The sequence below is a fragment of the Mechercharimyces mesophilus genome (genome assembly GCF_059818345.1).
On record NZ_JCBAPH010000001.1, the window covers coordinates 882,066 to 904,803 of the forward strand.

Here is a 22,738-nt window from a genome sequence, read left to right on the forward strand (position 1 = left end):
GATTCCATGGATTCAGATGTACGCAATTCCAAACATGCTCACCTGTCGGATGAGGAAGTGAAGTCGTTAATTATAGCGAGCCAAGAAGGGGATCAAGCCGCACGTGATCGATTGGTTAAGCATAATATTCGCCTGGTTTGGTCTGTTGTACAAAGGTTTTTAAATCGTGGGTACGAAGCGGAGGATTTGTTTCAGATCGGCTGTATTGGTCTATTAAAAGCGGTGGATAAGTTTGACCTTACCTATGGGGTCAAGTTCTCCACCTATGCTGTTCCCATGATCATCGGAGAGATTCAACGCTTTTTGCGGGACGATGGGATGGTGAAAGTAAGTCGTTCCCTGAAGGAACTGGCCAATCATGTACGAAAAACGAAAGATGAATTGACGAAGGAACTGGGTCGCTTGCCCACCATCTATGAAATAGCGGAACGAATGGATGTGGAACCGGAAGAAATCGTGTTTGCGCAGGAAGCGAATCGCTCTCCCACCTCCATACATGAAACCGTTTTTGAAAACGATGGGGACCCCATCACGTTGATGGATCAGATCTCGGATGAGTCGGGGGAAGCATGGTTTGACAAGATCGCCTTAAAAGAAGCGATTCAACGGTTATCTGAACGAGAACAACTCATTGTGATGATGCGCTATTATAAAGATCAAACCCAGTCAGAGGTAGCCCAGCGTTTGGGAATCTCACAAGTACAAGTGTCACGCTTGGAGAAAAAGATTATTCGCCGTATGCGGGAGGAAATTGAAGCGCAGTCAGAAGAGGGATAAGGAAGGAGATGAAATAACGAATTTTTCTCTCTTCTTAAACCGATAAAGGGTAAATATGATTGGACAAGTGCCACCTTGGCTAGGTGGATATTTTTTTGTGCACTCCTGTCTCTCATAGAGCCTAGGAGAGGATGCATTTTTTTGCGATGATTGGATTCATACTGCTGCGGATGTTTTTTTCTATTCTGCCCGATGCATACTAATGGTTGAGATGGTATGGCAGAATGGGGGGGGTCACTATGCATTCGAAAATCGTCTATATTCGCTTGAAAAAACGGGTGCGTGCTCAACCGGGTCAACTCCTACGCTTGGCAGACATTTGTCAACTCATTGTGGATGAGTCGTACCAAGCCATTCGTGAACTTACGATTTACCAATCCAAATTCTCGGATGGTACCTTAGCAGTGATTGACGTGATCGATGTGATTCAACGGATTCATCAAGAAGCACCCTCTTTAGATGTACGCAATGTTGGAGTTGGTCAGACGATCATTGAGTGGAAGACATCCCACTGGATACCGAAGTCTTATCTCGTTTCCTTTGTATGGGTGTTGCTCTTTATTGGATCGGGCCTAGCCATTATGAACTTTCACAAAGATGTGAGCATGGAAGCCGTTCTCCAACGCATCTATTACCTGATCACAGGGGTGGAAGCATCTCGTCCGTTGCTGATGCAAATTCCTTACTCCATCGGGATTGGTGTGGGAATGATCCTTTTTTTTAACCACCTTTTTAAACGGAAATTTAATGATGAACCCAGCCCCTTGGAAGTAGAGATGTTCCTTTATCAAGAAAATCTCGATCAATACGTGATCGATAATGAAAAAGAACGGGAGTCGACCATTCGTGGACCTACTCCGTAGCTTTCTCCTCATACTGATTGGCTTTGCTGGGGGAATTGCCGTCGGAAGTGGATTTGTTGCCTTTATCACCGTACTGGATATCGTTCCTCGCATGGCTCGGTTTTCGCGAAGTCCAGAGGCGATTCATAAATATGAGTATGCTTTTATCTGGGGAGCCATCGTGTTTACATGGATGGACTTCCGGAATATCCACTTCTCATTAACCGCCTTCATTACCGTGCCTTTAGGGATATTCGCGGGCTGTTTTGTGGGGTTTTTGGCAGGTGCCCTTACGGAAGTGGTCAACGTATTGCCCATTCTCTCGAAGCGGTTGCGAATGGAGTCTCATGTGATCACGCTCTTGATGGCGATGGTTTTTGGCAAGGTGATCGGTTCACTCATACAATGGATCATTGGAATTCCGTAAACGTTCTTTCGTTAGTAAATAAGTAGAGGGTCGTATAAACAAGCGTAGATATGGATTTTGCCTCGCTTGTGGTGGAACCATCCTCTTGGGAGATGAGTTTTGCGTGATGGGAGGTGAAAGGATGAGACGGGACGTGATCCTGGTGACTGATGGAGATCGTATTGCCTGTCAAGTGTTAGAGCATGTGGCACGACGTGTTGGTGGGAGATGTATCTCCACCTCTGCCGGAAATCCGACACCCCTATCTGGGACTGAGATTGTTAAGCGGATTCACCAGGCCAAGTACGATCCTGTCCTCGTCATGTTTGATGATTGTGGTGCTCGTGGGGTGGGACAAGGAGAGATGTCCCTCAAGTATGTGGCCACTCATCCTGACATCAACGTATTGGGGGTGATTGCGGTTGCATCCCATAACCAATTGGCCCGTTGGGCGCATGTGGATGTGGCATTGGATCAACAGGGAAGAGAGGTCCCTTATGGAGTAAATAAGTATGGTGTGGCCCAGCCGCCCGTGTGTCCCCAGCAAAAATCGCCACGCATTTATGGGGATACGGTAGGGGTGATCAACGAGTTGCGTGAGGTGCCGTTGATCGTGGGGATTGGAGATATCGGAAAGATGGATCAGCATGACGAGTTGGTGTCAGGAGCTCCTATTACCATGAAAGCGGTTAAGCTAATCTTGGCGAAAAAAAGTGAGCAAGGATTATACAAATAGAATGCTTGGAAAATATTTATGAAGACCCTCTCATCGTGTATACTAATGGAAAGGGAGGGATGAGCGTGTATGTAAACGTACACATTTATCACATTAAAAAGCCGAATATTCAATCTTTTATTCGGATTCAACAGGCAACCTCACACCTGATGAAGAAACATGGAGTGGTCGATGATGCAACGTATCGAACAAATGAATACTCCGGTATGCAAGCGCTTACAGGAGAGGAACAGATATATACCCATATTCGCCGATTTCGCGACCGTGCCCACTACGAAGAAGTAATGGAAAGAGTGGAGACAGACGTACGAATGCAAATTCTAATGGAAGAGCTTGAGCAATGTATAGAGCATGGTTATGTGTTAAGAAGCACCTCTCAGCGAATTGTATAGAAAGCAGGTAAAATGTATTGGACTTTGCCCCCTCTCTCCATCATTCTATGTTAAAATAAATGTCGAAGATGATAAACGTAATGGAGGGTAGGATATGAAGCCGACAATTCAGTATGATGACTCCCTAATGGAGAATCAGGATCAATTTACGGATGAGTTTTTTGCAAGATTCCAGTTAAGACATGGTGATCAACCCCTTCAATTGGATGAAAACATTTCTAAAAATTATTTATTCCCTACTTTTTATAGCGATGTTACTTGCGCGATTGGAATTTTTCATTGTAGTTACGAAAAAGCAGAGAAGATGATGATCGATCCACGCATGAAGCCGGTTCGTATGACAAAAGGCCGTTCTCTGGTTATTTTCTCTTGTTATGAGTATAAAAATGTAATGGGTGTTCCCCCATACAATGAAATTGCCATGACCATTCCAGTTCAGGTGCAAGCGAAGTGGAATCCACCCCTCTTGCCTATGGTGGCAGAGAAGATGTTTCCTAACTTCGGTTACTATGTTTTTTCCATGCCGGTTACCTCACTGGAAAATCAAATTCGTGGTCATAAAATCTGGGGTCTACCTAAAAAAGTGCAAGAGATCAACATTTCTGAGCAGGCGGGGCGTTGTGTCACAGAAGCGAAAGAAGAAGATGGTACACCTTATTTTGAACTCTCGATTCCGATGGAAGGTACCAATACCGAATTTGATGTTTCCTCTTACCTTTACTCCAAGTTAGAGGGAGACTTATTGAAGAGTGAAACCAACTTTAAAGCGCCCTTTCAGGTGCAGAAGAATATGAAAGCATTGTGGAAGAAAGGTGGAAAGGCGGAGGTCCCCATCTTGAAGATTGGAGACACACCGAATGGAAGGGTGTTAAAAGAGTTGGAAATCGAGGAGCAACCCTTTCAAACCCGCTATGCTAGGAGCATGAATAGCTGTTTTGACTTACCAGAAAGCAAGTTGTAAGAAATAAACCCCTTTCTATTGGAGAATATCCCAATAGAAAGGGGTTTTAATTAACCTCCAAACTCTCCTTCGCCTCCCCGAGGCCCTCTGGCACCGCGCGGTCCTCGTGGTCCCCTGGGTCCAGTAGCCCCGTTGGGGCCAGTGGGTCCGATTTGCCCTTCTCGCAGTTTAAACACAAACCCATCTGTTTCTCCTCCGCCGTAACGGCGTTGAAAGGCATTAAAAGTGACAGGGTAGTTTTGTGAAGAGGTGGTTCCTGTGAAATAGGCGCTCTGGAAGCGATCGACTGCGACTCCACTGCCATTTTCCTCTCCACTTCCGCCTAAATAAGAAGAGAAATTAATTCCTTGTCCGGAGTAGCTTAGTTGGGTTACAAACGCATCGGAATCCCCATTTCTTTGATCTTGAAACGCGTTGGACGCAATTGGGAAATTAGTGGAAAAGGTAACCCCTGTTACCCAGGCAGCTCCAAAGGCATCTACGGCGATTTGTCCTCCTCGATCAATTCCATTCCCTCCTAAGAAAGTGGAATAGGTGAGGGTTTCTCCGGTCTCATTTATTTTTGTTACGAAGACATCCGAGGCACCATTAAACACTTCCTGGAAGGCATTGATCGTTGTGGGAAAGTTACTAGAACTGGTCGTACCGATGACGTAAGCATTGTTGGCTCCATCAAGGGAGATACCAAAACTGAAATCTTTGTCCCGTCCTCCAAGGTAAGTTGAATAGATGAGAGCGGAACCTGTAGCGTTAAATTTGGTGATAAAGGTATCCTGCTCCCCTGCTTTGGTGGGCTGAAAAGCATTCGACGTAACAGGAAAATCGAAGGAATCGGTCTGGCCAAAAACATAGGCATTTCCAACGTCATCAACAGCAATATCACTACTGACATCGATTAAATTTCCGCCTAACAAGGTGGAGTAAATTAAGGTGCTTCCGCTAACAGAAAACTTAGTGACGAATGCATCGGATCCAATCAGCCCCTTCTTTGTTTGAAAGGCTCCTGAAGTAGTTGGGAATTCGCTTGATCCAACACATCCGGTCACATAGGCATTCCCATTTTCATTAACCGCGATGCCACTGCCAAAGTCCTCATTACGCCCTCCCAAAAAGGTGGAATAGACAAGCGCGGACCCTGTTTGATTTAATTTTGTGACAAAACACTCGCTGGTTTTCGTCTGGAAAGCTCCTGAGGTGATGGGGAAGTCGGTAGAACCCGTTATACCTGTTACGTAGGCGTTCCCGCTAACGTCGACTGCGATGGAGGTTCCCGCATCATTGGCTTTGCCTGCTAAGAAGGTGGAGTAGATGAGTGACGTTCCATTCGGATTCACTTTGCTTACAAAGGCAGCAAAAGAAAAAGGAGAAGGATCTTTGACTGTTTGAAAGGCACCTGATGTAATCGGGAAGTCATTAGAATTTGTATCTCCAGTTATATAGGCGTTCCCTTCGTTGTCAGCGGCAATCGATAGTCCATTATCAAACAGGCTACCCCCTAAAAAACTACTATAGATGACATTTCCCATACATTGTATTCCCCTTTCACTATCTTTCACCCTATTTTATTCCGGTGCTCTTATTGTGTGAGTTTACGATGTCTTAATTTACTTAAAAAACCCCCTTTGAACCACATGGTGTGGTTCGAAGGGGGCTTCCTATGAATCTTAAGGGATAGTTGCATCGAGTAGACTTGCTTCGCCTATTCGGCTACCTTTACCAGCTGCTTCCCAATGTTTTCGCCTTTGAACAGTCCAATGAAGGCGGAAGGAGCATTTTCTAGCCCTTCTACCATCGTTTCGCGATAGGTTAATTTACCGGCCTGTAGCCACATGGCCAGTTGTTGAACGCCTTCTGCCATCCGATCTTGGTAGTCACTGACAATAAAGCCTTTCATCAAGGCACTATTTTTCACAAGGTGCACTTGGGGACGCATACCGATATCTGGTTCTGTCAAATTATACATGGAGATTTGTCCACAAACAACGATGCGGGCAGCCCGGTTGATAAGAGAAAGAACAGCGTCGGTGATGTCTCCACCCACGTTGTCAAAGTAGACATCTACTCCATCAGGACAAGCTTTTGCCAGCGCTTCCGGTACGTGCTCTGTTTTGTAATTGATGACGTGATCGAAACCAAGTTCTTTTAAGTATGCCAGCTTTTCATCTGAGCCTGCGAGACCGACAACATGGCAACCTTTAATCTTGGCGATTTGTCCAACGATACTTCCTACTGCGCCAGCAGCCCCGGAAACGACAACGGTTTCTCCTTCTTTTGGTTCGCCGATATCCAATAAGCCGAAGTAGGCGGTCAAACCAGGCATACCGAGAATTCCGAGGGAAGTACTGATCGGCGCCAGGTTCGGATCCAGTTTGCTAATGACGTTGGAGCCATCTGAGAGGGAGTAATCTTGCCAAGGAAACATGCCACTCACGATTTCGCCTTTTTGGTAGTCGGCGTGGTTGGATTGGACGACGCGCCCAACAACCCCTCCTTCTAGTGGTTTGTTTAGAGCGAAGGGTTCAATGTATGATTTGGCGGTACTCATGCGTCCGCGCATATAAGGGTCTACGGAAAGATATAACGTCTGTACGACAAACTGACCATCCGCTGGTTGTGGATAGCTGGTCTCTTCCAAGCGGAAAGTGGATGAATTAGGCATTCCTTCTGGATGTTCGGCAAAAAGAATCTGACGGTTGGTTGTAGTCATAGTGAACTCCTCCTAAGTATATTGGTAAAAGATATTTTGTTTTGCTTCGTGCTCCTCGCTTTCCAGGCTGGCTACCTAAGCCAGCGCTTTCTGGAGAAGAGAGGTTTTTCGTCATGTAAGTGTAGAAGCTTTTACTCTCTTTTCCTGTAGAGCCATCGTTAAGGAGAAAAGTTTTTTGAAGGGGTCTTGTGAGAAGACTCCACTCTAACTTTCCCCGTTAACGGGCTAGTGCAAACAATAGTCAAAGAGATTAATCGTTTAAACCAATTGTATTAAGAAAGAAACAAAACGTCAATGAAAACCCATTGACCATGTGGTCAAAAAGCAGTACACTATAAAGGAACAGATATTGACCATATGGTCAATAGGTTGGAGGAAAGAAAGATGTCGTCATTGCCACCATCATCAGCGGAAGAAAAGAAATGTGCTTTGTTGTTTGCCGCTATTGAAGAATTTGCAGAAAAAGGTTACAAAGGAGCTTCAACCAACACGATTATTGAGAAAGCAGGCAGTTCGAAAGGATTATTGTTTCACTATTTCGGCAGTAAGAAGAACTTGTATCTAACGTGCGTTCGCTATTGTGTGGAAGAGTCACAAACCGAGCTTCCCGAAATGCGTACCCTTTCCTCGGATATTTTTGAGCGGGTCTTGCAATTAGGAGAAGCGAAGTTGCGTCTATTCATGAGACGTCCTGCCATTTACCGACTCGTGATCGAGGCTTGGCACGATACACCGCCTGAGGTACAAAAGGATTTAGAACGTTATTTTATGAAGATGCAAACCGAAAAGAAAGAAGACTTCTTTGCGGGAATTGATTGGAGCCAGATGCACAGAGGAATCGACCGTGAGAAAGCGCTCCAACTGATTCAGTTGGTAAATGAATCTTTGTTTGAGCGACTCATGGCGAGGGTGGAAGGAGATGTGGATCGTAGCTTGGAGAAGTTGCCGGAGATGATGAAGGAGATGGGTGAGTACCTAGAACTTTTGCGGCACGGTTTGTACTTGCGGAAGGGGGAGACAAATGATTGAGATGACGGGACTTACCAAGGTATATGGAAAAAAGCGAGCGGTGGATGAGGTGACACTTCGCGTGGAGACAGGAGAAGTCTTTGGTTTCTTGGGACCCAATGGTGCAGGAAAAACGACTGCCATCAAGTGCTTGCTGGATTTCATTCGGCCGACCAAGGGTTCAGCTAAGATTTTTGGTCTGGATTGTCAAAAAGATGCCGTGAAGATCAAGAAACGGATCGGCTTTTTATCAGGTGATGTGGCGCTATATGGTGCCATGACAGGAAGCGAGTTGCTGGAGTACTGTGGGAAGCTTAATGGTGGAGTTAATCCGACGCGGCAGAAAGAATTGGTGGATCGTTTTGCTAGTTCTATGTCGACGAAGATGCGGGATTGCTCCAAGGGGATGAGGCAAAAGATTGGAATTATCCAAGCTTTCCAACATGACCCTGATTGCTACATCTTAGATGAACCCACTTCGGGGTTGGACCCTCATATGCAAAGTGCTTTTGTCGAGTTGTTGTTAGAAGAAAAGAAGCGGGGAAAAACGATTTTTATGTCATCCCATATCCTCACCGAAGTAGAGAAAGCGTGTGACCACGTCGGGATCATTCGCCATGGGAAGTTAGAACTGGTGCAAGCGATGGAAGAGTTGAAGCATCAACGTCAAAAAGTCGTGGAGCTCTTTTTGACAGAGGAGATGAAGGCGGAGGAATTAACTTCTCTCGGAGTGATGGATTGCACAGAAGTGGGGGAGAAGCGCTATACCTTCCACTACCAAGGCGAATTGCCGTTGCTTCTGGCAAAGTTGGAACAACTGCCGATTCATGACATGAACCTGCGAGATGCCTCGTTAGAAGAGATTTACTCTGAATATTATGAAGGTCAAGAAGGAGGAAAGTGACGTGTACGCTATCTTTAATCAGAGTTTGAAGGAGCGTTTTCGTTCTTTGCTGATCTGGAGTTTCATTCTCATCGGGATGACCCTGTTGACGATACCGGCCTTTTCATCGGTGAGTGGGGACCCTGCGTTGCAAGAATACGTGGACAGTCTACCTGATTTCCTACAAAACATGATGGGTGACCAATTGCTCTCTATAACCACGATCGATGGTTACTTGGCATCACAGTACTTCCAGAGCAATTGGCTTCTTGTGGGGGGACTTTTCGCCTCTGTGCTGGGTGGGACACTCATTGCACGTGAGGTAGAACAAAAAACGATAGGGCTGTTGCTTTCTCGTCCTTACAGTCGGACACAAGTAGCTGTATCTAAGTATATGGCGATGCTCCTTCTCCTTGTCGTTTTTGTGGCCCTAGTCACGTTCGCTTTGTGGGGAGCCCTATTTACCGTGGAAGATTCACCTGATTGGGGAGGAATTGCGAAAAGTATCGGAGCCGGAGGATGTATGCTGTTTGCGATTTCTTCCATTGGTTTCTTCCTTTCCACTCTGGTAAACGAACAACAAAAGGGAACCATGGCGTCTGTGGGACTCTTCCTCGCCAGTTACCTCTTCAATATGATTGGCGGGATCAGCGAACAGATGGAGCCACTACGCTATCTCTCATTTGCCTACTATTATGACAGCAGTCAGTGGTTTGTCGGCGAAGGAGAGATTGGTCATTTGTTCATTCTGCTGGGTATAGGAGCAGTCGCTTTCCTCGCTGCTCTCGTGACGTTCCAACGTAAGGAATTGGATGTTTAAACATGCTTTAAGAAAATAAGTAATTTTGTATCTCCCCCCTATTCCCTCTCCCTTACAGAGAGAATAGGGGTTTGTTGGTTTAGAAGGAGGGAGTTTTGTTCAAAAGGAAGAGATAAGATGTACCAGGAACGACTTATAGCGATGAGGAGAGCGCCTTGTTCGAAAGGGTGTCGCATGGTGCTACACTTTGTTGGAATAGAAAGCTTATCGAGAAGGAGGATGAAGGTGATTTGTTCCGCTTTATAGATAGGTACCCATTCCCGGACGGGATGTCACCTCATAGGATACAGTATCTTACGTGATATCCAATGGAGGGTAGACAATGAAAAGAGTCAGAGAAGTTGGATTGCCAGCGACCAGATTTAGTCTCAGTGAGGAAGATAGAGAAGGTAAGAAAGTTCGGATTGGCGAAGGACAGGGAATCCAATACACCTTTTTGCCAGGAGGAGTGCGGCTGATACTAAATGAACGGACAGAAGTCACCTTACGATTTGTCGATGCATGTGAAGGTGTGATACCCAAAAGAGAGGAGCAACATGAAAAAGATAATGAGCAGGTTGTCTACGAGGATGTCTGGGAGGGAATTGATGTCGTATTCTACGGACTAGGAGAGCAGTTGAAGTACGATGTGAGGGTTCATCCAGGTAGCTCTGTGGAAGATGTGCGCTTACGGTATGAAGGAGCGAGAAGTCTTACACTGAGTGAGCAAGGCGATTTGCTGATTTTTACGCAAGAAGGTATTCTTCGTGAAGAAAAGCCTGTCAGTTTTCAATTAACGACGCAAGGAGAGAATGTGATACCAACCCAATTTCAACAAAAGGAAGAGGGTTCGTTTGGCTTTGCCATCGAGGAGGAAGAGTACGACAACTCCCGCCTGTTGATCATTGATCCGGTCGTCTTTTATTCCACCTATCTAGGAGGGACCCAAGACGAAAATGGATTGGGCATTGCCGTTGATTCCACTCGTAACGCATATGTGACGGGAAGTACGAATTCGAATAATTTTCCTGTTACAACCGGAGCTTTTCAGACGGTATTTTCGAATGCAAGTGATGTGTTTGTTTCCAAATTTAACGAGACAGGTCGTTCGTTACTTTATTCCACATACCTGGGTGGGAGTGAAAGCGAAATTGGTAATGCAATCGTAGTTGATTCTACGGGAAGTGCTTTCGTGACAGGGATGACAGACTCCATGAATTTCCCGACAACGGTAGGTGCTTTTCAAACCATGATTCCAGCAATAGGAGTGAGAAGTGCTTTTATTACAAAATTTAATACGGAAGGAAGTTCTCTTATTTACTCCACCTTTTTGGGAGGGAGGGCTGAGGACACAGGAACTTCCATTGCTATAGATGATGGGAGGAATGCTTACGTAACCGGAAATACCTCGTCCACAAACTTTCCAATCACATCTGGCACCTTTCAGACAATGTTAAGGGGAGTAGAAAATGCGTATATCACCAAGCTCAATCCAATGGGATCTTCCTTGGTTTACTCCACATATTTAGGAGGAAACAATAGCGATCTGGCAAACGGCATTGTTCTCAATACCAGTAATGAAGCTTTTGTAGCGGGAAGAACGAACTCGACCAACTTCCCAACAACTTCAGGCGCTTTCCAGACCGTTTTTAATGGAGGGAGTCAAGACGTATTTGTTACGAGACTCAATCCAACAGGGTCTTCCTTGATGTATTCCACCTACTTAGGTGGGAATAATTCCGACATTGGGAGGGGTATTGATGTTGATGGAGACAACAATGCTTATGTGACAGGTCCCACTCAGTCCGCAGATTTTCCAATCACCAACAATGCCTTCCAAACCCTATACAATGGTTCACAAGATGCGTTCGTCACCAAACTGAATCCCTCAGGGAGTCAGTTGGTGTACTCCACCTATTTAGGTGGAGATGGTCAGGATCGTGCAGATGGGATTGCGGTCGATTCTTTTGGAGGAGCATGGGTAACGGGTCGAACCCAATCCACTAATTTTCCTGTCACTTCGGATGCTTTCCAAGACAGCCTGGCTGGTGGACTAGATGCTTTTGTGACCCAGATGAGCTTCTCCGGTCAAGGGATTTCCTTTTCCTCGTATTTAGGAGGGGCAGGATTGGATATTGGGTTTGCTACGCAAGTGGATAATCAAGAGAATGCGTACTTTATAGGGAATACACAGTCGACGAATTTTCCCGTCACCTCTGGAACTTTTCAAAGTCAATCTGGAGGTCAGCAGGATGCTTTTGTGCTGAAGATAGGTGAGCAAGTAGGCGTTACTGGCCCCGCCGGCCCAACAGGAGCGACGGGTCCCATAGGAACAACAGGGGCACAAGGTGCGAGAGGCCCTAGAGGAAGACGTGGACCGAGGGGGCCGAGAGGACCGCGTGGTGCAGGAGGAGGGGAGATCGGTCTGTAGAAGCGGATGGAGTAGATAGGATTATGGAGAGATGGCGGAAGGAAGTTGTGCGAACGATTCCATTTGGTAAAGAGATCGGATGGAGTCGTTCATCATTCGGAAGGTTACTTATAAACGGAAGTAAGAAGGAAGAGATGCAGAAGGTCGCGGTGACGTTGGATTTGGTGTGGATTGCTGTTTATCTTATGATATTAGATACTTTATTGGGTTTCGATCCGATAAGATATTAGAATATTGGATCTATTACGTTGGTTTTCCCTATCCATAACTTTACATTTAAAAAAGAAAGCAAAAAGAATGACCTTTTTGCTTTCTTTTTTTATTCATTCGTAAGGTCGAATATCAATTTGCTAATCTTTTCATCAAATTGATATTGATAAGAACCTTGTAAGTGCTGTAATTCACCCGTTGCTTTTACGATTCGACCAGGTGAGTTTAACTGTCCTTTATCATATTCTCCCTGCTCAATTGCTGTAAAGCTACCTTTTTTTCCTCCTAATGTTCCTTCAAAATGTAAGAATCCTGAAATCTTAGAAGTTGATAAATGTGGGTTTTCCTTATTTAAATCAGTATAATAAAGCAAGTATTCTACAGAAGCTTTTCCGTCTAGTAGACCGCTCATTACATATTCTACATGAGCTATATGTATAGGGAATTCTGATCTTGTTGTATCAAGGGGCTTCTCTTCCCATTTGTTCACTGTAAAAGTTGTTTCCATGATTTAATCTCCCTCATTTCATGTTCCGATTGATTCACAATCACTTCGACAGTCTGTTGAGCATTACACCATAGACAATTATAAATATTTTTAACATCATATCATATTTCGTGATTTTATACCAACTTCTATATGTCAGCTTATAGAGAGTATCGACATAGGAGTACCCAATCGTGCAATGAAGGATTCGACAGTCTAATATTAGCGATGGTGAGGTGTTGAAGATAGGAGAGGCAAGTAGGCGTTACTGGCCCCAACCGGCCCAACAGGAGCGACGGGTCCTGTAGGAACAACGGAAGCACAAGGTGCGAGAGGACCCAGAGGAAGACGTGGACCGAGAGGACCGCGTGGTGCAGGAGGAGGGGGTAGAAGCGGAGGGACATGTTGAGGCGACTCTATCTCGCTATGTGGCTAGATGGAGTCGCTTATTATTTGAGGGGTATACGGGCTAAGCAAATAAATGATGTTGTCCCTTCAATATAAGCAGATATAAATGAATAATTTTATTTTTAACAACAGAAAAAAGTATATTCCTTTTCTATAGAAAGGGAAGTATAATAAATCTACTTCGAGTGGAGAGTTTCTCGTTCATGGTGAAGTACACCTTATGGAAGTAGGAGAAAAACAAGATGTCAAAGCGAAAAATAGTATCTTCACTCTCTTTATTGCTAATAGTCTGTCTATTGGCAACGTTGCTTCTGCCTGATTACTCGGAAGCACTTGCGGCTGAAAAGGAAAAACACAAAAAGATTGAAATCCCTGAGCTTAGAACGGAAAATTCAAAAACATACATCAAGGGAGATAAGACCTACGTATTAGAAGAGTACCTGGAACCTATTCATTACGAAGAGAAAGGGAATTGGGAAGAGATTGATAACCGTGTGACTGCTGTCTCTGGGAATGAAAAAGTGGATACGGATCTTCCCTATCGAAATGAAGCCAATGCTTATGAGATTGGCTTTGCGAAACATACCACAGCAGAGAAGCTGATTCGTTTTCAGTTGGGACAAGCCTATGTAGACCTTGGCCTGATTGGAGCGAAGAACGTCACCGCGAAAAAAGAAGAAAATAAAGTTACTTATCCGGATGTGTATGCCAATACCGATTTGGTGTACTACGTGAATAGTGGTGGCGTGAAGGAAGAGTGGGTATTACATAAGAGACCCGATCGATCTACCTTTACCATGGATTTGAATATGAAGGACGTGGAAGCAAATCCACAAGCGGATGGATCGATTCAATTTATCGATAAAAAGGGTGAGGTGTTGTTTTCGATCCCTCGTCCGGTCATGTATGATGCCAATGACCGCTTTTCTCATGATATCCAAGTAGAAGTGCGTACCGAAGGAAAGAAAACGTACTTGGATCTCGTGGCAGATGAAGAGTGGTTAGCGGAACCCGAACGTCAATTCCCTGTAACAGTGGACCCTTCTTTGTCTGTACAAGGAGTCCACGACACGTTTGACGCTTATGTCAGCAGTCGCTTGCCGTCCACGAATTTCGGAAGTGAAACCTACCTCATTACTGGTACTCATCCGGATTATGGAATGAATCGTTCATACATCAACTTTGATCTGAAACCGCTTTTAAGTGGTGCGGATATTACTTCTGCTTCCTTGGTCCTGGATCAATATAAAACTGATGGGAATCAGAAAGTGAATCTCTATCCGGTGACAGAAAATTGGAGCTCAAGTACCATCACTTGGAATGCCCAACCTCGTTTAGGAGAGAAGTTATCTTCAACCACGGTAGGGGGAGTAGGTGCATACCATTGGGATGTCACTTCCTTGGTGAAAGAGTGGTATAGTGGCACCACCACGCAATACGGGGTGGCTTTGAAGCACGAGACAGAGAGCGGGGATCGCAAATCGTTTCGTTCGAGCGATTATGGACAAGACCAATCAAAAGCCCCAAAACTGACGATTGAATATACCATCGACCCCGTAGGGGAAGAAAGTTACTGGACGACGACGAGTAGCAATGTGAATACCTATAACGGAAACTTGTACCTTTCAGAAACCGATGTGAGCTTAGAAGGACGCGGAATATCGGCTACCGTGAATCGCGCTTACAATAGCCGTTCGAAAGAGAATGGATGGTTTGGTTACGGATGGACTTCGATCATGGAACAGAGCATTACAGATAGTGGAGCAGGACCTGTTCTTTATCGAGATGGTGACGGAACGCCTCATACTTTCACCCCCAATCGTGATGGGACGTACCAAGCACCTGATGGGGTTTATCTGGAGCTGGCGAAAGAAGCGGATGGTTCCTATACGATCTTAGATAGTGCTCAGACGGAATGGAAATTTAATCTTAAGGGTCAACTTACTACGATGAAGGATAGCAATGGGAATACAACGACCATTGGATATACCAACTCTCTCCCCACCAGTATCCAGGATGCATCGGGACGGGTGATTCAGCTTTCGCTTAATAGCGATCATCTAATAGAAAAAGTGACGGATTCCTCTAATCGCAGGGTAGAGTATACCTACGATGACAAGGGGAATCAGACGATGGTAACGAAGAAAGACAACAAGGGGAATACCTTATCGACCGTATTGTACGAATACGATGAGAAGCATAACCTGACAGCCATCACTGACCCTAATGGAAACAAGCAGTTGATTGAGTACAATGATCGTGATCAAGTTAACCGCTTGACCTATGACATCACGATAGAGGGAAAGGGTGAGACAGCATCCACCACCTTATTGTATGATTCGGTTAACAAGCTGACTACGGTCACCAATGCCAAAGGAACGAAAACCGTCTATGCCCACAATGAATATGGAAACGTTATTCAAATGACGGAAGATCCTCAAGGTTTAAATTACAAGCAATCGTTTGCCTATAATGATCGCAATGAAATGACGAGTCAGAAGGACGCAAACGCCAATGCCAATGGAAGCGATGCAACGTACAACTACGAGTACGATGAGCAGGGCAACCTGACTAAGGTGATCAATCCGTTGAAGGAGACAACAACAACAGAGTATGACGAGGACAATAACCCAGTAAAAGAGATAGATGCCGAAGGAAATAGCACTACCAACGAATATGATGATGAAGGGAATCTAACTTCGACAACCGATGCAGTGGAGAAATCGTCAGCACAAAAAGTGGACAAGTACGGGAATGTAACGGAAGAAACCGCTTTCATGAGTCCGGGATACGACTTGGTGTATAACGGGAGCTTGGAAATTGATCGCGATAGCAATAATTGGCCGGATGATTGGTACCAGTGGACAGCCAGTGGAAGAAGTAAAGGGACTTGGAATGACAAAGGCCTGATTATGGATGGGATCTCTTTGGGCGAACGCCACCTGAAGGTGGTTGATCCAGGAGAAAATTTCTACGTGGGAAATAGCAATAAAATCACCTATGACAGAGAGAATACCTATTTCCTCAGTGGATATGTCCAAACCATTGACGCCAAGGGAATCGTGGGAATTCGGGCGACAGGGTATGATGCTCAAGGCAATATAACCACAGAGATCAAGTCCAATGTGATTACCGGAACCCAAGGGCCCACGCGTCTGCATGTGGCACTTGAGCCAGGAGCCTTAGGAGAAAAGACTACTACGTTCCGCATACGGGGCTTTGTCTTCAAAAAAGAGGGCAGCTATGATGGAACCTATCTCTTTGATGGTTTTCAGGTGGAAGAAGGGTTTTACGGTGGGTACAATCTTGTAGAGAACGGGGACTTTGAGAAAAATGATGATCCCTTGGATGCGATTCCGGATCGGTGGTCTTTATCTGGAGATACATCGGCGGGAGATGGTATCGATGCGACGGAAAGTTATGTGGGAGCGAAGTCTGCGAAAATTGTTGGCAACACATCACAGTGGAAAGAGTACTATCAAGATCTCCCTGTCAGTGGTAAGGCAGGTTCAGTATTTACTGTCTCTGGTTTCTCTAAGGTAGAAGACCCCAATCCTAATGGTGGGATTTATGGGTACATCATCAAAACCTACAAGAAAGGTTTGCTTGGAACGACTGAACAGGAACGATTCACCTTCAACTTTGATAAGTCAAAATCGCATGATTGGGAGCATAAAGCGGCCGAGATTCAAGCCAAAAAAGACTTTGATTCCATTCGTGTCTATTATGAGTACAGTAAGCAATCGGGAACCGCTTGGTTTGATACCGCCAAGGTGATTGTGGGTTCTATTACAACCCATCATACCTATGACTCGGCTGGGAATGAGGAAACGAAGACCATTGACCCCGAAGGTCGAGTAGTAGAAATGGAATATGATCAACAGGGGAATCTATCGTTCGTAAAAAAAGATGACAAGAACACCTCTTATGCATACGATGCACTGGATAGTCTGACTGAAGTTGTAGAGAGCACAGCAATCACCCAGTATGAATACGATCCAAATGGAAACAAAACCAAGGTTACGAATGCAAAAAATCAAGCGACTCTTTACGAATACAATGAAATTAACCAAGTGAAGAAAACCACCGATGCACTGGGACAATCAACAGCGTACGGTTATGATATCACGGGGAATGTAACCGCGATCACGCAACCCAATGGAATGAATTTATCATATGGTTACAATGCGGTGGATCGCCTGACCTCAGTTGTCTACGATGGCGAAGAGCGTTACTCCTTCGCCTATGATCCCAATGGAAATGTGACGAAAGAGACGGATCATCTGACAGGCGAAGATACCTCCTATTCATATGACCATGACAACAAAATAACATCTGTTACTAGGGCAGATGGAAACAAGACGGCTTACACCTATGATGAAAATGGGAATGTAACAGGTCAAGAGATAACAGCGGGCCATTCCATTCTCAAGCAGGGTTATACGTATAACAAAAATGGAGTATTGACCGGTATTCAAGAAGATGGCGCTAGTCGCGCAACGTATACCTATGATGAAAATGACCGGGTAGCCAGCCGAAAGAACCAAGACGGAAGCGTGACGCTCTTCCATTACAATGGCGCAGGTGACCTGGTCAAGCAGATCATCCTAAACAAAGCGGGAGAAACCCTCGATTCGTTTGCTTATACGTATGATAAGAAAGGGAATATCACTCAGATCGTAAGTGCAGCCGGCACCACCAAGTATGGGTATGATGATCGTGAGCAGTTGCTCAAAGAAACTCGTCCGGATGGGACCATCTATGAGTATACGTACGATGAAGTCGGGAACCGTCTTTCCATGAAAGTGACGAAAGAAGGAAAGGCGACAACCACAACCTACTCCTATGATCAAGCTGATCAATTAGTGAAAGTGAATGAAGCAGCCTATACCCACGATAAGAATGGAAACCTTCTTAGTGACGGGGACCGTACGTATGAGTATGATGCAGAGAATCGTCTAACGAAAGTAAAAGATAAGAGCGGAGCGACGATTTCCTCTTATACGTACCGTGCGGATGGCATGCGGAAGTCGATGACAGTAGGGAACGAAGTAACTACTTTTCACTATGACGAGAATAAAAATGTTACCTACGAGACAGATAAAGAGAACAAGGTAATGGCAAGCTACACCTACGGAGCAAACAATCAATTGGTGAGCATGACGCGTGATGGGAAGACGTATCATTATCAGACGAATTATCGTGGGGATGTAGTAGCACTAACCGATTCGTCGGGAGCTACTATAGCAACGTATGATTATGATGCCTATGGTAACCTAATCAGCGAGACGGGCGATGTAGAAAATCCGTATCGTTATGCCGGGTACCGGTATGATGAAGAGACAGGGATGTATTATCTACAGAGTCGGTACTACAATCCGGCAACGGGGAGGTTCTTGACGAGGGATACATTTGAAGGGTTTGAGGATTCTCCCTTAAGTCTTAATAGATATGTATACGTAGAGAATAACCCTGTAATGAAGATTGATCCTGAAGGGTACCACGGATACAAGAACTGGCATACTAGTAAGTACGAGTACTATGAAAGGAAGTATACGCAATCATGGTTAAGTTATAATATATCCCATGGATTAAGGTGGGCTATTGCAACATGGATTTCTTGGTACGCTAGTAAAGTATTAAAACCACTTTATAATATCATGAAGGGTCGTGGTGAACGTATTAAGTGGGGAATTATAAGCTACACTATTTATCGAATACAAGATACTCTATGGACTGTTCCACCTAAAGGATCAACTATTAAATTGACGTACCGAAGAAAAAAGGGAACAAACAAATGGTATTTGAGAAATAAAGTATACAAAGGTTCAACAGTCTATTCTGATACTGGCTGGAAAAGAGCTAAATGGTAATTTAGATATAATATATTATTAATTACTGTGAGGTTCAGCTTATCAGGTAGCATATTAAAATAAGAGTATCGAGTCAATGGATAATTAGGTATATTGCTAAAATTATCCATCTCTGTACTCTTAGAAGGAGGTTTATTTTTTTGATGGAATATATTAAAAAGATGGCATCAATAGGGTTTACTTATATTTTTTTATTAATTCTTGTTTATCTAATCGCAGGTATTTCTATTTCATCCCTGGATGTGGGTATCTTGGTTCTTATAGGCCTCTTATTTAGTTTAGTTACTATAATTTCGAGTTTTATAAGTATTAGATTTCAAGGAGTTACATATAAATGGTATTCATTTATAGCGGATGCAACTTTACTATTTGGTGTAACTTTACTATTGATAAATGAAATAGATAGTGTTACAAATATCACTTTATTTTCAATCGTAGTTCTTGTTGGAGTTTATATAATCAAAGATAACAAATAAATTTTATTGATAGAATTATATTCTTTCGAAAGACGAGGCATATAGGGGAGATCATTATGAAATAGGGCTATATTATCTGCAAAGCAGGGATAGTTGGAAGAAAAGAAGATAATAGCAGGTTTGTTGATTATCTATAATATGTAAATTCGACTTTTCATACATTGCTGAAAGGCAATCTGGTGGGCACTTGCTGAAGCACTAACTGCAATGATTCTTTGGCAGCTAGACAGACATTATGTTGGCCGAAAAGGGACGAAATTCACTGTAAGTATAACGTATAAATGGGTCAGACCACTGCCTGCTGAAAAATGGAAAGTTCATTTCCTAGTTTCATCCAAATAAATGGAATTAATATTGTGGCGGAGGTTTTTCCTTCACCTGCAATTTATTTAAAGAGGGAATTGCTTATAAAGGGGTATGTAGAGAAAAAGGATAGCACACTAATCTGAAAATTAATGAACTATAACAGACGGAATGGATAACAGAGTAAAATTCTAAATACAGTAAATATCTTGATGTTTGCTGAAGGAGACAATAAGAATAAATCATAATTTAAGAGATATATTCGGTGAGAATACCAAAAAAGTTATTTGGTTTTTGATTATTAGTAGACTATTTGTTGTACTAGGATTTGTATGTTTTAATTGGCTGGCAGAGTTTCATCGTTCTGATTATACGCTCATTTTCTTTTTGGTGTCTTGGATTCTTTTAACTGGAGCATTCGGTGAAATAAACAACAAATATAGGATATCTAGGAGGATAAAAGGACTTGGATTCTGGAATATAAAGATGAAAATTGATCTATGTGCTATCGGGTTTACAGTTATTCAAACATTATGTTTCTACTTCTTTGTATGGAGCTAAATCGATACTCGTTAAATCTCAACTTACACACTCTTAAAAGCAAATAGACGGTCTCCCTTCTTTGTCCAGAACAAATATCACTGGAGTAAAAAAACTTACTATATTTCAAGACAAACAATGTGATGGTGGATCTCTTGTGCAGTAGGAATTGGAGTTATTTTAGCTTTGATACCTGGAATAGGTTGGTGGGCAGCTGCTGCTGTTGCAACTGCAATTGGTACCGCATATTTTGATGGAGTGTATGTTGGTGGTAGGGGATCGAAAATTACTATAATAAAAAGGAGAGTTTGGAGATATTCGCATCGCTAAGGTTACAAGCATAGGTCTACTAGTTATAGTGTGAGTATCAGAGCAAGAGACTGAGTTGGTTCTCTTCTGATGGATAACTGTGGAATTCTCTAACTCTTTACGAGTAAAAGAGAGTATTCTATTCAATATTTCAAGTGATCAACGATTATTATATGTCCAATTTGGCATTTGGTAATTAGCAACAGAGTACTTGCTAAGATAGACAGAGTATAAATTTTACCTGTCTATCTTAGCACTATTTAAAATATAGGAGGAAGGGAATTATGTTTAAAGAGCTGGAGAGTATATTCGAAGGAAAACATAAAAAAATAGCTTTAATAGAAATATTTTGGAGATTTTATTTATTATTAGGTTCAATCTTGTTTAATTTGATATTAGGATTTCAGTTAGGGGTTGCTGCCCTTCTTTTGTCATATTTGATTTGGTTTGCTCCACCTTTCATTATTGTTAATGTAAGAAGGAAATACAAAATACCAGATAAACTAAAAGGAACTCGATTTTCGTTACTCTTGAGAGTATTGAACATATTTTTGTTTGTTATGTTTGTGATTGAAATGTGGATATTTGATATGTTCATATGGTAATATACAAAATCCAAGATTCTAGTTAAGAGTAAAGTTTCTAATGCTGATGACGAGTTATAAGAATAATTGGGATAGTCTTGATTTTATTTAGTATTCGCATAAAAAGGGTCTTTTTAGGGATTTGTATTTTTTGTTTTCGCTATTATACTATTACACACGGCATAGTAAATTTATTGGGTGTTTCTAGTGAATAATGGAGTTTTTAGTGTAGCTTTGCACTCGATTAAGTGCAAAGCTACACTAAAAGGAGGTTTGAAGTATGTATCACCTTGATGTACAAATGAATTCGGATTATAAGCTCAGAAAAGATCATTTTCCTTTCAAAGTAAATGGAAATATAAATAATATAGTCTATTTAATATTTGTTGAACAAACAAAAAATAAAGACGAGAAATTTCTACAAGAGTTACTATTGAAACAACAAAATTATCCAATTAACATGATAATAGAACCATTTGATATCCAAGAAGAACAACTAGATAGTGTCCTAAAGAATTTTGATATGGACCATACTAAAGGAACAATCAGAAAAGTAATCAATTACAATATATGGATAAGAAATGATGTTGAATTAAAAGCTGTTTTTCCTATGCTGTATTTTGCGGCTAGTAATAATAACTTTGTTTGTTGGTCGTATGACAAGCTAAAATTAAACTATGAACTCAAAGAAAAATCATGCTATGGTTTCTTCTCCAAATTAACCAGAGACCATAAAGAAGTAGATATAACTATTACTATGAATGAAAATGATACATTCTTTTGGGCAGACTTCGACTCAAGTGGTGTGTGTATTTTTTCAAATGAACAATCTTATATGGATCTGGAAGGAGTACAGAAGATATTACCTTCCAACGTAATTGTTCATAAAATTTGAGGTGGGTGCATTAGGAGGCGTTGAAGCGTTTGGTGGCCATACTTTCACATGACGCGTGATGGGAAGACGTATCATTATCAGACGAATTATCGTGGGGATGTAGTAGCACTAACCGATTCGTCGGGAGCTACTATAGCAACGTATGATTATGATGCCTATGGTAACCTAATCAGCGAGACGGGCGATGTAGAAAATCCGTATCGTTATGCCGGGTATCGGTATGATGAAGAGACAGGGATGTATTATCTACAGGTCGGTACTACAATCCGGCAACGGGGAGGTTCTTGACGAGGGATACATTTGAAGGGTTTGAGGAAGATCCAATTAGCCTCCACAAGTATATTTATGTCCATAACAGTCCTTTAATAAATGTTGATCCAGAGGGGTATTGGAAAAAGACATACTATGTTAGTGCTAGATATATGCATCTCCTTGTTGAAGGACTTATTGGTTTGGCAGCTGTTTTTGGGTTCATTCCTGGATTGTGGAGATTAGGCGCAATAATATTTGGAATGCTATCGTACAAAGCTAGCACATATATTGGGAAAAAAGGTACAAAGATAACTCTTCATCGGTACTCTAATGGGTTCGTCCTCTTGCGAAAGCAAAAAGGAAAATGAAAGTATGGAGACACAGAGTTTATATGAAAAAGTGGAATTAGGTTTAATAAGGGTGGAGGCAATACCCCTCCACCCTGCCTTTTGAAGACAA

At 42.9% G+C, this 22,738-nt stretch carries 21 protein-coding genes; 18 read left to right on the forward strand and 3 right to left on the reverse strand.

Going from position 1 to position 22,738, the window contains the following annotated elements:
• The first annotated feature begins 6 nt into the window (after nt 1–6).
• From sigF to AC6RGY_RS04540, 6 genes are all read left to right on the forward strand, one after another.
• A complete protein-coding gene (sigF, locus tag AC6RGY_RS04515; protein WP_499859999.1) occupies nt 7–777 on the forward strand; it encodes an RNA polymerase sporulation sigma factor SigF in 771 nt (256 codons plus the stop codon).
• Between the two features lie 239 nt (nt 778–1,016).
• Entirely contained in the window at nt 1,017–1,640 is a 624-nt protein-coding gene (locus tag AC6RGY_RS04520; RefSeq protein WP_499860000.1) for a stage V sporulation protein AA, read from the forward strand.
• The gene (locus AC6RGY_RS04525) at nt 1,624–2,046 is read left to right on the forward strand and encodes a stage V sporulation protein AB (protein WP_499860001.1); all 423 of its coding nucleotides are present in this window, start codon (nt 1,624–1,626) and stop codon (nt 2,044–2,046) included. Before AC6RGY_RS04520 ends, AC6RGY_RS04525 begins: the two co-directional genes overlap by 17 nt.
• Before the next feature lie 121 nt (nt 2,047–2,167).
• Nucleotides 2,168–2,761 carry a stage V sporulation protein SpoVABEA gene (gene spoVAEA, locus AC6RGY_RS04530; protein ID WP_499860002.1) on the forward strand — a complete coding sequence of 198 codons (594 nt, stop codon included), beginning with the start codon at nt 2,168–2,170 and terminating at the stop codon, nt 2,759–2,761.
• A gap of 65 nt (nt 2,762–2,826) precedes the next feature.
• Nucleotides 2,827–3,153 carry a DUF1428 family protein gene (locus AC6RGY_RS04535; RefSeq protein WP_499860003.1) on the forward strand — a complete coding sequence of 109 codons (327 nt, stop codon included), beginning with the start codon at nt 2,827–2,829 and terminating at the stop codon, nt 3,151–3,153.
• 94 nt (nt 3,154–3,247) lie between these two features.
• Complete coding sequence (locus tag AC6RGY_RS04540) at nt 3,248–4,114, forward strand: acetoacetate decarboxylase family protein (protein WP_499860004.1); 867 nt, start codon at nt 3,248–3,250, stop codon at nt 4,112–4,114.
• A 50-nt stretch (nt 4,115–4,164) separates the two neighbouring features.
• On the opposite strand, the gene AC6RGY_RS04545 is transcribed toward AC6RGY_RS04540, so the two are convergent.
• Nucleotides 4,165–5,640: an SBBP repeat-containing protein gene (locus tag AC6RGY_RS04545; protein ID WP_499860005.1), complete on the reverse strand. Its 1,476-nt coding sequence runs from the start codon at nt 5,638–5,640 to the stop codon at nt 4,165–4,167.
• Between the two features lie 173 nt (nt 5,641–5,813).
• A complete protein-coding gene (locus AC6RGY_RS04550; RefSeq protein ID WP_499860006.1) occupies nt 5,814–6,821 on the reverse strand; it encodes an NADP-dependent oxidoreductase in 1,008 nt (335 codons plus the stop codon).
• A gap of 384 nt (nt 6,822–7,205) precedes the next feature.
• On the opposite strand from AC6RGY_RS04550, the gene AC6RGY_RS04555 reads away from it, so the two are divergent.
• The 5 genes from AC6RGY_RS04555 to AC6RGY_RS04575 all read left to right on the forward strand — a co-directional run bounded on the left by AC6RGY_RS04555 (nt 7,206) and on the right by AC6RGY_RS04575 (nt 12,172).
• Nucleotides 7,206–7,850 carry a TetR/AcrR family transcriptional regulator gene (locus AC6RGY_RS04555; protein WP_499860007.1) on the forward strand — a complete coding sequence of 215 codons (645 nt, stop codon included), beginning with the start codon at nt 7,206–7,208 and terminating at the stop codon, nt 7,848–7,850.
• The gene (locus tag AC6RGY_RS04560; RefSeq protein ID WP_499860008.1) at nt 7,843–8,733 is read left to right on the forward strand and encodes an ABC transporter ATP-binding protein; all 891 of its coding nucleotides are present in this window, start codon (nt 7,843–7,845) and stop codon (nt 8,731–8,733) included. The genes AC6RGY_RS04555 and AC6RGY_RS04560 overlap by 8 nt, the downstream gene beginning before the upstream one ends.
• 1 nt (nt 8,734) lies before the next feature.
• Nucleotides 8,735–9,532: an ABC transporter permease gene (locus AC6RGY_RS04565; protein WP_499860009.1), complete on the forward strand. Its 798-nt coding sequence runs from the start codon at nt 8,735–8,737 to the stop codon at nt 9,530–9,532.
• A gap of 322 nt (nt 9,533–9,854) precedes the next feature.
• Nucleotides 9,855–11,942 carry an SBBP repeat-containing protein gene (locus AC6RGY_RS04570; protein ID WP_499860010.1) on the forward strand — a complete coding sequence of 696 codons (2,088 nt, stop codon included), beginning with the start codon at nt 9,855–9,857 and terminating at the stop codon, nt 11,940–11,942.
• Nucleotides 11,943–11,965: 23 nt separating this feature from the next.
• Nucleotides 11,966–12,172, forward strand: a complete 207-nt coding sequence (locus tag AC6RGY_RS04575; RefSeq protein ID WP_499860011.1) for a hypothetical protein — start codon at nt 11,966–11,968, stop codon at nt 12,170–12,172.
• A gap of 89 nt (nt 12,173–12,261) precedes the next feature.
• Here the strand turns inward: AC6RGY_RS04575 and AC6RGY_RS04580 are convergent, their stop codons facing one another.
• Entirely contained in the window at nt 12,262–12,660 is a 399-nt protein-coding gene (locus tag AC6RGY_RS04580) for a DUF3224 domain-containing protein (protein WP_499860012.1), read from the reverse strand.
• 305 nt (nt 12,661–12,965) lie between these two features.
• Here AC6RGY_RS04580 and AC6RGY_RS04585 point away from each other — a divergent pair, with 305 nt between their 5' ends.
• The 7 genes from AC6RGY_RS04585 to AC6RGY_RS04615 all read left to right on the forward strand — a co-directional run bounded on the left by AC6RGY_RS04585 (nt 12,966) and on the right by AC6RGY_RS04615 (nt 22,647).
• On the forward strand, nt 12,966–13,112 hold the full coding sequence (locus AC6RGY_RS04585) for a hypothetical protein (RefSeq protein WP_499860013.1): 147 nt from the start codon (nt 12,966–12,968) through the stop codon (nt 13,110–13,112).
• Between the two features lie 177 nt (nt 13,113–13,289).
• Nucleotides 13,290–18,920 carry a DNRLRE domain-containing protein gene (locus AC6RGY_RS04590; protein ID WP_499860014.1) on the forward strand — a complete coding sequence of 1,877 codons (5,631 nt, stop codon included), beginning with the start codon at nt 13,290–13,292 and terminating at the stop codon, nt 18,918–18,920.
• A 143-nt stretch (nt 18,921–19,063) separates the two neighbouring features.
• On the forward strand, nt 19,064–19,396 hold the full coding sequence (locus AC6RGY_RS04595) for a hypothetical protein (RefSeq protein WP_499860015.1): 333 nt from the start codon (nt 19,064–19,066) through the stop codon (nt 19,394–19,396).
• Nucleotides 19,397–20,832: 1,436 nt separating this feature from the next.
• Complete coding sequence (locus AC6RGY_RS04600) at nt 20,833–21,153, forward strand: hypothetical protein (protein WP_499860016.1); 321 nt, start codon at nt 20,833–20,835, stop codon at nt 21,151–21,153.
• Nucleotides 21,154–21,412: 259 nt separating this feature from the next.
• Nucleotides 21,413–22,027 (forward strand): hypothetical protein, encoded by a 615-nt coding sequence (locus AC6RGY_RS04605; protein WP_499860017.1) that lies wholly within the window; start codon nt 21,413–21,415, stop codon nt 22,025–22,027.
• A 48-nt stretch (nt 22,028–22,075) separates the two neighbouring features.
• Nucleotides 22,076–22,315: a hypothetical protein gene (locus AC6RGY_RS04610; RefSeq protein WP_499860018.1), complete on the forward strand. Its 240-nt coding sequence runs from the start codon at nt 22,076–22,078 to the stop codon at nt 22,313–22,315.
• Nucleotides 22,312–22,647, forward strand: coding sequence for a hypothetical protein (locus tag AC6RGY_RS04615; protein WP_499860019.1), 336 nt, complete (start codon nt 22,312–22,314; stop codon nt 22,645–22,647). The genes AC6RGY_RS04610 and AC6RGY_RS04615 overlap by 4 nt, the downstream gene beginning before the upstream one ends.
• The last annotated feature ends 91 nt before the right edge of the window (nt 22,648–22,738 follow it).